Below are 12,330 nucleotides of genomic sequence, written 5' to 3' on the forward strand. Positions count from 1 at the left end.
CATCAGCTGTAAATTTAGCCATAGAAAAACTGCACCTCCAATTGTTAGACTGTGTCTAACAATTGGGGTGCAGTTCAGTTCCTAATTTTAAACACGCTCTTTTTGTTATTTTCCTTCCGTTACATACGCCCACTTAAAGCTATATTCTGGACTGATGTTATGTTTCACAATTCCTTTTACATTCGGTTTCATTACATATGCTCTTCCTGTTTGATATAAAGGAACTAACCCTGCATCTTCTTCAAGGAATAATTTTTCTGCTTTCCCTAACGTTTCCCAACGCTTCTTCGCATCACCCATTAATTCATTACCTGCTTTTTGTACCATATCGTCATATTTTGCATTTGAATAACTCATTTGGTTATATGGACTCTTCGATTCAAACATATCAATAAATGTCATTGGATCCGCATAGTCTGGACTCCAACCTGCATACGAAATTTCATAATCTTGTGCTGACTCTAATTTCAATTTTTGTTTAAATGGTTGAATTTTCGTATTAATCGTTACACCTTTTAAATTTTTCTCAATTTGATCTTTAACATAATCAGCAATCTTTTTAGCAGTTCCATCATCATAGCTTAGTAATTCAATTGTAACTTGATCTTTTCCAAGTTCTTTTTTCGCTTCTTCCCACGCTGCTGCACCTTTTTTCGGATCATATTTCAGGCCATTTTTAAATGTATCTTGGTAATCTTTACCGTCTGGTCCTGTCGCAAGTCCTTTTGGTACTAATTGATCTGTTGCTTTTGAACCATTATTTAAAATAACATTTGCTAAACCTTTTTTATCAACTGATAATGCGATTGCTTCACGAAGTTTTGTGCTCTTTAACGGCGTATCTTGTCCGTTACGCTTTTGATTTAAGCGTAAGAAGAATGTACTTGATTCTGCATACTCGCCATATTCTTCTTTGTTCGATTTATATTTATCTACAAACTCTCCTGATAGTAGTGTGAAATCAATTGATCCTGTATCATATAAGTTTACTTTCGTCGCAACTTCTTTTACTACACTGTAGTTAATTTCTTCTAATTTCACAGTCTTATTATCCCAGTACTTATCATTTTTCTTTAGCTGCCATCCTTGTTCATGTTTCCAGGAAGCCATCACAAACGGTCCATTATATAACGTTGTATCTGCTTCTAAACCGAACTTATCTCCTTTTTCTTTTACGAATTTCTCATTTAAAGGATAGTATGACGGGAATGCCATTAAATTCAAGAAATATGGTACTGGCTTTTCTAATTCTACTTCCAGTGTATAATCATCTACTGCTTTTGCCCCTAAATCTGTTAGAGGTTTTTCACCTTTATTAATTGCCTCTGCATTTTTAATATAGTAAGCAATAAACGCGTATTCTGCCGCTGTATTTTTGTCAAGTAAGCGCTGCCATGCGTATACGAAATCTTTCGCTGTTACAGGATCTCCATTCGACCATTTTGCATCTTTACGTAATTTAAATGTATATTTTTTGCCATCCTCGCTTTTCGTACTAGATTCTGCAGCAGCTGGGATTGGCTTATTATCTTTATCCAAACGATATAATCCTTCCATCGTGTTTCCTAAAATTTGTGACCCTAACGTATCAGTAGATTTAGACGTATCCATCGTCGGAATCTCTTGATTCTCTGTACGATTTAACACTTGTTTCGCTGCGTATTTAATTTCGGATTTGTTCTCTTCTCCACCACCGCTAGACGTCGTAGTTGATTTCTTCTCCCCACCAGATCCAGAACAAGCTGTCAACGCCATACTCATCGCTAAAACTGGCGCTACAACCGCCGTGAACTTTTTCATCTTTTTCTTCATTTTTGTACCCTCCCCAATTATATGTACGAAACTAATTTTGAGAGATTTTCTAATAACTAGTTATCAGAAAATTCTTATTAATTAATATTCTACTAATTTTCCCGATTTTGTAAAGTTATTTTTAAAATATTTAGAAAATTTATTTTACTTAACGATAGTAACATTCTATTTTCTATGACCATACTATACGTATCCTCCATCTACTACATTTCATTTCTTCTCCACTCTTTCATTTTCGCGTTCAATCGTACAATAAAAAAAGTACTTCAAGGCATGTAGACTGCTTTGAAGTACTTTTTCAACTCTATTATTTTTCAGTAACATATGCCCACTTATAGCTGTATTCTGGGCTAATATTATGCTTAACAACACCTTTTACATGCGGTTTCATAACATAAGATCTAGCACTTTGATATAAAGGTACAAGGGCAACATCTTCTTCAAGAAGTAATTCCTCTGCTTTTCCTAGCTCCTCCCAGCGTTTCTTCGCATCAGTCATTAATTCTCCACCAGCTTTTTTGATTATTTCATCATATTTCTGATCAGAGAAACTCATTTGGTTATGAGAGTGCTTACTTTCAAACATATCTAAATATGTCATTGGATCCGCATAATCTGGGCTCCATCCACCATATGAAATATCATAATCTTGATCTGATTCTAATTTAAGTTTTTGTTTAAACGGTTGTAGTTTAATATTTACTGTTACACCTTTTAAGTTTTTCTCAATTTGATCTTTTACGTATTCCCCAACTTTTTTCGCATTACCAGTATCATAGTTTAAAAACTCAATTGTAACTTGATCTTTTCCAAGTTCTTTTTTCGCTTCTTCCCATGCAGCAGCTGCTTTTTTCGCATCTGGTTTAATACCGTTTTTAAACGTTTCTTGGAAATCTTTTCCATCAGGGCCAGCTGCTAAGCCTTTCGGCACTAAATAATCTGCAGGTTTTGACCCATCATTTAAAATAACATTTGTTAAATTCTTTTTATCAATTGATAGTGCAATTGCTTCACGTAATTTTTTACTCTTTAATGGTGTATCTTGTCCACCACGTTTTTGGTTTAAACGTATAAAGAAAGTACTTGGTTCGTTATACACCCCATATTCCTCTTTATTATTTCTATATTTGTCAACAAATTCACCTGTTAATAAGGAGAAATCAATTTGACCACTATCATATAAATTCACATTAGTTGCTGGCTCTTTTACAACACTATAGTTAATTTCATCTAATTTTACAGTCTTTTTATCCCAATATTGATCATTCTTCTTCAGTTTCCAACCTTGCTCATGCTTCCAATCAGTAAGAACGAATGGTCCGTTATATACAGTTGTATCAGATTCTAAACCGTATTTATCCCCTTTTTCTTTTACGAATTTCTCATTTAATGGATAGTACGATGGGAATGCTACTAAGTTTAAGAAGTATGGTACTGCTTGTTCTAATTCAACTTCTAAAGTAAGGTCATCTACTGCCTTTACTCCTAGTTCAGTTACAGGTTTTTCTCCTTTATTAACTACTTCTGCATTTTTAATCGGGAATGCGATAAATGCATACTCAGCAGCTGTTTTTGGATCTAATAAACGTTGCCATGCAAATACGAAATCTTTCGCTGTTACAGGATCACCATTTGACCATTTTGCATCTTTACGTAATTTAAATGTATATTTTTTACCATCCTCACTCTTCGTACTTGATTCTGCCGCAGCTGGGATTGGTTTATTCTCTTTATCTAAACGGTATAAGCCTTCCATTGTATTCCCTAAAATTTGAGAACCCAAAGTATCTGTACTCTTTGAAGTATCCATTGTTGGAATTTCCTGATTTTCTGTTTTATTGAACACTTGTTTCGCTGCTAATTTTTCTTCTGATTTGCTATCTCCGCCAGAGCTAGAATTTGTGTTTGTCTTCTTATCTCCGCCTGATGTAGAACATGCTGTTAATGCCATACTCATTGCTAAAACTGGTGCTACAACCGCTGTTAGTTTTTTCATTTTTTTCTTTTTCACTTTCTGTACCCTCCCTAATTCTTAACGCTCTCATTTAAGAATTTTCTGATAATTCCGTTTTTCTTTATATATTTATCAGAAGATTCTTATTAACTATTATTCTACTAATTTTTTGAGTTTTGTAAAGTGTTATTATTGAAAATTTTTAAAAAATTATTTTTTTACAGTAATATTCATAAAAATTCCATATTCTTTAGAAACACTATACCTTATTGAATTCTATGTATTGATTTAATAGTCTTTATATACCTTCACTATAAAACACTTGTAAATTATTGTTAATAAATAATGTATATCGTAACAAACCTCTTTTCTACAAAAATAAAAAAGTCAGCTTTGCTGACTTTTTTATCCGACCATTTTCTCTCTTTTCATTTCCTCTATTACTCTCGTATACTTCTCTTCATCAAATTCATTTTCACTTTTTGCAACAACTACAGTCGCAATACCATTACCAATTAAATTGACGATAGCACGTGCTTCTGACATGAAACGATCTACACCAAGTAATAGTGCTAACCCTTCTAACGGGATAACATTCATTGCAGATAACGTAGATGCTAGTACAATAAAGCCTCCACCTGTTACTGCTGCTGCCCCTTTAGATGTAACTAATAAAATAGCTATTATAGTTAATTGTTGACCTAGTGAAAGATCGACGTGAAAGACTTGAGCTAAAAATATTGTAGCCATCGATAAGTAAATTGTCGTTCCATCTAAATTAAAAGAGTATCCTGTCGGAATAACTAAACCTACTACTGGCTTCGAACATCCGAAGTCTTCCATCTTTGTCATCATTCGTGGCAATACTGATTCTGATGATGATGTCCCGAGAACAATGAGTAATTCTTCTTTAATGTGAGCTAAATATTTCCACAAACTAAATTTGTACAATTTACAAATAAAATTTAAAACAATAAAAACAAATAATGCCATTGTTGCATATACACAAATCATTAATTTACCAAGTGGTATTAACGTACTTAAACCATATTTACCAATCGTAAACGCCATCCCACCGAATGCTCCAACCGGTGCTAACTTCATAACAATAGATAAAATATTAAAAAATACTTTCGATAATCTTTCAAAAAAGTCGATAACCGGCTGTCCATTTTTCCCGAGCATCGTTAACCCTGCACCAAATAAAATGGAGAAGAACAGCACTTGTAAAATATCACCTTTTGCAAATGCTTCAAACATGTTAGACGGCACAATATGTAAAAAGAAATCCATCCACTTCATTTCTTGTCCGCTTTGTACATATTGTGAAACATCTCCACCCTTTAGCTTTGAAGGATCTAATCCATCTCCGGGACGTACAACATTCGCTACGATGATACCAATAAGTAAAGCCGCTGTTGTAACAATTTCAAAATATAATAGTGCCTTACCACCAACACGACCTACCTTTTTCATACTTCCCATACTTGCAATACCAAGCACAATCGTTAAAAAGATTATCGGTGCAATGACCATTTTAATCATATTGATAAACGTTTCACCAATTGGCTTCATCTCTTGTCCAACACTCGGCCAAATTGCCCCTACTGCAATACCACATATAATGGCCACTATAACTTGGAATGTTAAATTCTTTACAAGTCTCATTTTTAATACTCCCCTGTTTTTCATTTCTCCCAAACTATTTTAATCAATGATATATATTCTATGTGATAGCCCCCTTGTTATTTAACTTAAACCACAACTTTATGTTACACTATTATCTTTAATTTGAAAATAGTATATAACATTGAAAAATAAATGACATACTATTATACATAATAAAAAGCAGACATTACGTCTGCTTTAATTCTCCTCAATCTGTTTTTGACTTAATCCTAGATGCGTTCTAAGCGTATTACTCAAACTCTGCAAATCTTTTTTATTAGGATTATAATAATATACACGTTGCCCATTTGGACCGTTAGGTAAATATAAATCATCACCAGCTAATTGTATTTTTTCAACTGAACCGTTTAAACCGTATTTATAAAAAGATAAAATATCATCCATTACTAAATTTGTTTTAAAATCCCCGTCAACCGCCTCAACTATTTTTTCTAGCTTCGTAATCGAGCCTACACTTTTTAATTTACTTAACATCGCTTCAATAACAAGTTGTTGGCGCTGACCTCTCATTGCATCACTATCAATATGACGCGTTCTTGCTAGCGCAAGCGCTTCTTCCCCTGTTAATTTTTGTAGTCCTTTTTTCAAATGAATCGCGTCAGGTTCATCTTTACTATTTTGCTCCGTAAATTCAACTGGGACATCTACTTCAATCCCATCTAATCCATCAACAATTTTAGTAAATGCATTAAAATTAAATTTCAAAAAATAATCAACAGGCACTTGTAACAATTTTTCTACCGCTTCCATTGAAGCTTGCGGCCCTCCATCTTTACCATTTTTAACGAAACCACTTCCATATGCATGCGTTATTTTATCTTTTTTCTTTTCAACTGGAACATATGTGTATGTATCACGTGGTATACTCGTTAATTTCACTGTCTTATCATCTTTATTAAAAGTAGCTAACAGTAGCGCATCTGTATGAAATGCACCATTATACTCCTTTTGTCGTTCTTGATTTTCATCAATACCCATAATTAAAAGTGAAACATTATTTGTAATCGGCTTTACAGCTTTCTCACGTAAATTTGATTTTTCACCGCGTGCTAAATTCAAACTAGATTTTTCTACGAGATTAGAAGTTTTCATATACACATAAGCACCATATCCAACTCCGCCAAATAATAATGCTGCTAACAATACACTTATTATCATTGTCTTCTTATATTTTCTTTTATTTTTCTTTTCTCTTGAAGAAGAGGTATTCTCCATATATTTCCCTCCGTTTTCTATTCATCTAATATGTTTTTCAATTTTTCATACTTAGCGCGATCCTTTTGAAATACATTCTCTTTCAATCCTTTATTTATTTGTATCCATTCAGTCGTAATCGAATATTGGATCATGCCTTCGTGGAAACTAAGGAACTTTAGCATGACCCCTGTATTTTTCTCTACAACCATTTCAAATTTCCCTCTTAAATCTTCAGATGTACTTACAGGCATTTCTATGTTTATTGTCCCTTCTATTTTGTAGCAATCCAGTCCAAGGTACTTCATTTCTTTATAGTTCCAATCTTTATATCGGATTAATAAATCAGTAAATTCTGATTGAATACTATACTTCGCGAAGCCTATATATTCATCATCATATCTTTTTTTCTCACCTGATTTTCTCAATAATCTTTCCGTAGGATTTAATTTTAATAGTTCATAGTTTCTTTCTTTCGGGCTCCATTTCGTCTCTTTATATGTATACTTCTCATCATCAAATTCTTTTTTCTTGCCCTCGTTATATATAATTGTTCGTTTTTTCGTTAGCTTATCTTCTTTCGAAGAGATACCACTTTGTTGCTCCGTATCAATCGCATATTTGTATGTTGTAGCAATTCTTGACGAACTAGAATATTCCTCAAATTGTCCTGAAATATTTTTAAAATGATCAATGGAATCCAGCATCTTTTCATGGATCTTTTCTTTATCTGGATAGTTTACGTTCGATTTTATTTCTTCTTCATTTTCATAATCAGAAAACGCCTTTTTCTTTACATATTCAAATACCCCACCATTTTGAGCAAAAATTTGATCAGAAAACTCCGACATAGACACAATTGAAAGTGTTAGAATCGCAGCACTTATAGCCATCATATGAACTCTGTAACCTTTCTTTTTTACCGGGAGATTATGTAGTGTACGATTAATCTTTTCATTTAACTCTGGCGGTACTATAACATTCTCTTGGTTTATTCTCTTTTTTAATTTCTCATCAAATAATTTTTCGTTATCCATCCTATCCCCCCCTATTCCATCTTTAATCGCTTTTGCAGCTGTTCCCTCGCGCGTGACAATCTCGATTTCACTGTTCCTTTTGGCACTTCTAAAAGCTTCGCTATACTTTCTTGATTCATATCTTCATAATAAAAAAGCACCGTAACAGCTCTTAACTCTTCATGTAATGATTGAATCGCATTACACAAATCTATATCTTCATACTGATCGCACGCACTCATATTGTAATCATTCTCTTCTGTCACAATTACATTTTTATACGCTCTAATAATATTATTACATTCATTCATTAAAATTCGAATTAACCAAGTTTGAAAAAATTCTTCCTTCTTTAATTTTTTTATATTTTCATAGGCTTTTAAAATTGTTGTTTGTATCGCATCCTCTATATTTGCCTCATCACGTAGCATAGCCTTTGCAATGCGATACATCTTCACTTTTTCTGTATGTATAAGCGTCATAAATGCTTCATGATCACCTTTTTTCGCTAAAGAAACATCCGTTTCTTCTTTTACAATCATTTTATATAAAGGGATTACTTTCACAATTGCTCCTCCTGTTTCATCCTCACTTCAAATTTAACTTTACATGTATTAGACGGATGAGCCTAGAAAAAGGTTCATTTTTTTGAATATTTTCATAAAAAAAGGTAAACATTTTTCATGTTTACCTTTACTCAGATGTAATTCTAAGGAAATACCCATCTGGATCCACAATTTTAAATCCTCTCATTTCCCATGGATACGTTTGAATTTCTTCTTGTATTGTGCACCGATTCTCTTTACAACGTTCATATACTTCTTCAATCCGATTGACAACAATAATTAGTTCAAAGCCATTCCCCTTCATTTCTTTTCGATTGTAAAAGTAGTGATTTTCATTCAATCTTGAATCACTAACTAATAATAAAGAAAACTGGTCATGATTAAAACGCGCTCCATGCATACTTCTTTTATACAACTTTAAACCAATTACTTCTTCATAGAACAATAATGACTTTTCGATATCATTTACATATAGCTGCACCCGAAACAAATGATTCATTCGTTTCCTCCTCATAAAAAAAAGCCCACTTTATCAGTGGACTTTCTACTTTACAACGGTAAATCCCTCTTTCTAAACACTACAATCGGGACGATGAAAATACAAAGTGCTCCAGCAGTTAAACCTATACTCACTGGCCATATATTATACGTTCCCTCAGCAATTTCTTTCGGACGAAATAGCGTAAATAATGATATATTTCTCATCCACTCTAACTTATCACTTAATTTACCTACCATATCCGTTACGAAAAACAAAATTGTTAAACTTGCTGAGTAGCTCAGTGCCTTTCTCTCGTCATTACATATACAAGAAAAGAAAAATGAATAAGCACTAACGACTAAAAATATGAGCCCTCCGACTACGTTTATCTTCAGGAATAATTCTTTATTTAAATTATTATCTTCTAAAAACCATTCTGCACCTACTATACCTGCTACATACGTAACAGCTACAATAATTAATAGTCCCAATATAAGAATAGACGCTTGCGTGATTGCAATTTGTACTCTAGATACAGGCGTTGCGAGCAAATATGCCATCGCTCCTTTATCTACATGACGAGCAATTAAATGCGTCGCAACTGTTACACAAAAAATTGTCAATATGATAATAAACAATAGACTATAATATTCGCCAGCTAAAAAATCCATTACATTTTGAATCGGGCTTTCCATGCCAACGATTTTTTTCACACTATCAGGCATAGCACTTATTAATTCATTTAACCCTTTCGCTGATACCATGGAAGGGAAGATCCAAATTAACAACCATAAATATAAGGCTGCACCAGTGGCATAACTCAAAATACTTTTTTGTGTTTCTTTCAAACTAGCTAAAAACAGTTGCTTATTCATGCTTTAGCCCTTCTTTCTTATCGTAATAATGCATAAATAAATGTTCTAAATCCATTGCTCTCGTTTGAAGTGCCGTTACATTATAGTTTGAAAGTATTTGTAAAACAGTTTGATAGTTTCCTTGTACGATAATCGATGCTTCTCTACCTTTCACCGCTTCAAATTGTAAATTACATTGTGTAAGAGATTCAATCTCTTCTTGCGACGATACGGTTACATCTATTACCTGTCGTCTCATGCTTTGTAAATCATGAATATTTTCAACTGTTACAAGGCGTCCATCTTTAATTATAGCCACTCTGTCGCAAGTTCTCTCAATCTCAGTAAAAATGTGCGATGACATAAGGATTGTTTTCCCTCTTTGCTTTTCCTCCAATATTAAATCTATAAATACTTGCTGCATAAGTGGATCGAGTCCTGAAGTCGGTTCATCTAAAATTAACACTTCTGGATCATGCATAAAAGCAGCAACAATGCCTAACTTTTGCTTCATTCCTTTAGACATTTTTCGAATCGGTGTTTTCACATCAAATTGTAGACGTTCTATTAATTCATCTCGCTTTTTCGTATCCTTTAAGCCACGCATTCCTTGCATTAACTTTAAAAATTCTAATCCATTCATTCCTTCAATAAAAGAAATTTCGCCTGGTAAATAACCAACTTCCCTTTGAATTTTCGCTGCTTCATCCCAGCAATCTAATCCAAAAATTGTCGCTTTACCAGCTGTCGGTTTTATAAATCCCATTAAATTACGAATTGTTGTGGATTTCCCAGCACCATTTGGTCCTAAGTAACCAAATACTTCTCCTTCTTTTACATCAAATGTAATATGAAACAAACCTTTTCCATTTGAAAACTGTTTTGTGACATTTTGAACTGAAATCATAATTCCACCTCATTTTTTGAAATATTTAATATGTGATATTTCAAAATCATTGTACTCCTCATCTTTCATATTCGCAACAAATTTTTGAAATATTTATATGTTCATATTTCAAAAATATTGTTTTCCATTATTTTTTCTTGTATATTTTAATTGAGGTGATTGCATTGAACGGCTTTGAAAAAGTGAAAGAAAAGAAAAAACGTGCCATAAAAGAGGCAGCCTTCTTATTATTTTCAGAACGTGGATTTAATGAAGTAAAAATAGAACATATTGCAAAAGAAGCAAATGTTTCTCAAGTTACTATTTATAATCATTTCGGAAGTAAAGACGCGTTATTTAGAGAACTTATACAAGAATTTATAATATCTGAATTTCAATATTATAAAAAACTTGCGGAGGAAAAATTACCTTTTCATGATATGATGCAAAAAATGATTGTACGAAAAATGGACACTGGTGGTTTATTTCAGCCCGATATGTTACTGCAAATGATGCAAAGAGATGAAGAGCTCCGAGAGTTTATTTATAGTTATCAAAATGAAAAAATCCTGCCTTGGTATTTAGAAATATTAGAACAAGCACAGCAAAAAAATGAAATCAACCCTCATCTTACTAAAGAAATGATGTTGCTATACATTCAAATGTTTACTAAATTAGGTGATGAGTTCGGAGCACAGCTTCTTGAAGGAGATCGCGAAAAACATATACAAGATATCGTTACGATGTTCTTTTATGGACTGTCCGTCCCAGAAAAGTAAAAAAGACACGAAATTCGTGTCTTTTTTACTTTATTGTGATAACTCTACCTGTCTCACTACTTTCAATTGCTAATTGAATAAGCCTGATAACTTCTAATCCTTCTTCTGCTGTCACAGGTGGTTTCTCGCCATTTACAATGCTGTCTCTTACACCTTTATAATACATGTCATAACAGCCAACTTCTGTCGGAATACGTACTAATTCTTCTTCTGTTTCTAGAGTAGCAAAATTCTCTTCAACGTCTACTCCATAACCGGTATCGCCTGGCTTCATTCCATTTTTTAATTGTTCTTCCTGTGAATCCATACCGTATTTCACGATAGAACCTTTATCTCCATGCAGTGTAAAGTGTGGACCTGCTTGCTTTACGTAACTGCTACTATGTAAAGCGATACGCTTCACACCGTAGTGAAGTATAACATGGAAATAATCATCAATTTCTGCACCTGGTCGTTGTTTAATTACATCTGCACTTATCGCATCTGGTTTCCCAAATAATGATAATGCTTGGTCAATTAAATGCGAGCCTAAATCATATAATATTCCTGATCCTGGTAAATTCTTTTCTCTCCAGCGGTCGCGTACATGTGGACGAAAACGATCAAAATGCGCTTCATATGCATATACATTCCCTATTCTATTTTCTTCTAACAATTTCTTTATCGTTAAGAAATCATTATCAAAACGACGATTATGATATACGCTTAACACCACATTATGCTTCTGTGCTAATGAAATAAGCTCTTTTCCTTCTTCAATTGAAACAACAAATGGTTTTTCTACAACAACATGCTTACCATTTAATATTGCTTCTTTTACATATGGAAAATGAGTTGTATTCGGTGAAGTAATGACCACTAAGTCAATATCAGCTCGCTTCACTAATTCATCAATTGTACTAACGACATTAGCATTTGGTAACGCTTCTTTTACTACCTCTTCTTTTGAAGATAATACGGCACGAATATCGTATTCCTCTATCGTTTGTAATAATGGGATGTGAAATGTTGTACTAGAAAATCCAAATCCTACAATCCCTACACCTATTTTTTTCATGTTGCCCCTCCATCTGTCCCGCTTTAACGGGCAGTAAAATTC

The 12,330-nt window shown here is 33.4% G+C and carries 11 protein-coding genes; 1 reads left to right on the forward strand and 10 read right to left on the reverse strand.

The annotated features are described in order from the left end of the window. Nucleotides 1-105 precede the first annotated feature (105 nt). The 9 genes from AC3WVA_RS25310 to AC3WVA_RS25350 all read right to left on the reverse strand — a co-directional run bounded on the left by AC3WVA_RS25310 (nucleotide 106) and on the right by AC3WVA_RS25350 (nucleotide 10,473). Nucleotides 106-1,812 carry a peptide ABC transporter substrate-binding protein gene (locus tag AC3WVA_RS25310; RefSeq protein ID WP_492322257.1) on the reverse strand — a complete coding sequence of 569 codons (1,707 nt, stop codon included), beginning with the start codon at nucleotides 1,810-1,812 and terminating at the stop codon, nucleotides 106-108. 307 nt (nucleotides 1,813-2,119) lie between these two features. Continuing rightward, nucleotides 2,120-3,823, reverse strand: a complete 1,704-nt coding sequence (locus tag AC3WVA_RS25315; protein ID WP_048527599.1) for a peptide ABC transporter substrate-binding protein — start codon at nucleotides 3,821-3,823, stop codon at nucleotides 2,120-2,122. 348 nt (nucleotides 3,824-4,171) lie between these two features. After that, nucleotides 4,172-5,434, reverse strand: coding sequence for a dicarboxylate/amino acid:cation symporter (locus AC3WVA_RS25320; RefSeq protein ID WP_048527597.1), 1,263 nt, complete (start codon nucleotides 5,432-5,434; stop codon nucleotides 4,172-4,174). Between the two features lie 198 nt (nucleotides 5,435-5,632). Continuing rightward, the gene (locus AC3WVA_RS25325) at nucleotides 5,633-6,670 is read right to left on the reverse strand and encodes an LCP family protein (RefSeq protein ID WP_492322258.1); all 1,038 of its coding nucleotides are present in this window, start codon (nucleotides 6,668-6,670) and stop codon (nucleotides 5,633-5,635) included. A 17-nt stretch (nucleotides 6,671-6,687) separates the two neighbouring features. After that, nucleotides 6,688-7,686 (reverse strand): anti-sigma factor, encoded by a 999-nt coding sequence (locus tag AC3WVA_RS25330; protein WP_098520422.1) that lies wholly within the window; start codon nucleotides 7,684-7,686, stop codon nucleotides 6,688-6,690. Between the two features lie 11 nt (nucleotides 7,687-7,697). Next, nucleotides 7,698-8,231 (reverse strand): sigma-70 family RNA polymerase sigma factor, encoded by a 534-nt coding sequence (locus AC3WVA_RS25335; protein WP_098346142.1) that lies wholly within the window; start codon nucleotides 8,229-8,231, stop codon nucleotides 7,698-7,700. 127 nt (nucleotides 8,232-8,358) lie between these two features. Then, nucleotides 8,359-8,730: a VOC family protein gene (locus AC3WVA_RS25340; RefSeq protein WP_098346143.1), complete on the reverse strand. Its 372-nt coding sequence runs from the start codon at nucleotides 8,728-8,730 to the stop codon at nucleotides 8,359-8,361. Between the two features lie 50 nt (nucleotides 8,731-8,780). Next, nucleotides 8,781-9,587: an ABC transporter permease subunit gene (locus AC3WVA_RS25345; protein ID WP_492322259.1), complete on the reverse strand. Its 807-nt coding sequence runs from the start codon at nucleotides 9,585-9,587 to the stop codon at nucleotides 8,781-8,783. Then, the gene (locus tag AC3WVA_RS25350) at nucleotides 9,580-10,473 is read right to left on the reverse strand and encodes an ABC transporter ATP-binding protein (RefSeq protein WP_492322260.1); all 894 of its coding nucleotides are present in this window, start codon (nucleotides 10,471-10,473) and stop codon (nucleotides 9,580-9,582) included. The genes AC3WVA_RS25345 and AC3WVA_RS25350 overlap by 8 nt, the downstream gene beginning before the upstream one ends. A gap of 137 nt (nucleotides 10,474-10,610) precedes the next feature. On the opposite strand from AC3WVA_RS25350, the gene AC3WVA_RS25355 reads away from it, so the two are divergent. Beyond that, a complete protein-coding gene (locus AC3WVA_RS25355) occupies nucleotides 10,611-11,231 on the forward strand; it encodes a TetR/AcrR family transcriptional regulator (protein WP_141539493.1) in 621 nt (206 codons plus the stop codon). 25 nt (nucleotides 11,232-11,256) lie between these two features. Here the strand turns inward: AC3WVA_RS25355 and AC3WVA_RS25360 are convergent, their stop codons facing one another. Further along, nucleotides 11,257-12,288, reverse strand: a complete 1,032-nt coding sequence (locus AC3WVA_RS25360; RefSeq protein WP_098520421.1) for an oxidoreductase — start codon at nucleotides 12,286-12,288, stop codon at nucleotides 11,257-11,259. Nucleotides 12,289-12,330 lie beyond the last annotated feature (42 nt).

This window comes from Bacillus sp. EB106-04-02-XG92, from assembly GCF_058791995.1.

Excerpts from the sequence above, each read along its gene's own strand:
- AC3WVA_RS25325 (WP_492322258.1), bottom strand. The coding sequence starts at position 6,670 with ATGGAGAATACCTCTTCTTCAAGAGAAAAGAAAAATAAAAGAAAATAT.
- AC3WVA_RS25310 (WP_492322257.1), bottom strand. The coding sequence starts at position 1,812 with ATGAAGAAAAAGATGAAAAAGTTCACGGCGGTTGTAGCGCCAGTTTTA.
- AC3WVA_RS25360 (WP_098520421.1), bottom strand. The coding sequence starts at position 12,288 with ATGAAAAAAATAGGTGTAGGGATTGTAGGATTTGGATTTTCTAGTACA.
- AC3WVA_RS25330 (WP_098520422.1), bottom strand. The coding sequence starts at position 7,686 with ATGGATAACGAAAAATTATTTGATGAGAAATTAAAAAAGAGAATAAAC.
- AC3WVA_RS25345 (WP_492322259.1), bottom strand. The coding sequence starts at position 9,587 with ATGAATAAGCAACTGTTTTTAGCTAGTTTGAAAGAAACACAAAAAAGT.
- AC3WVA_RS25350 (WP_492322260.1), bottom strand. The coding sequence starts at position 10,473 with ATGATTTCAGTTCAAAATGTCACAAAACAGTTTTCAAATGGAAAAGGT.
- AC3WVA_RS25320 (WP_048527597.1), bottom strand. The coding sequence starts at position 5,434 with ATGAGACTTGTAAAGAATTTAACATTCCAAGTTATAGTGGCCATTATA.
- AC3WVA_RS25340 (WP_098346143.1), bottom strand. The coding sequence starts at position 8,730 with ATGAATCATTTGTTTCGGGTGCAGCTATATGTAAATGATATCGAAAAG.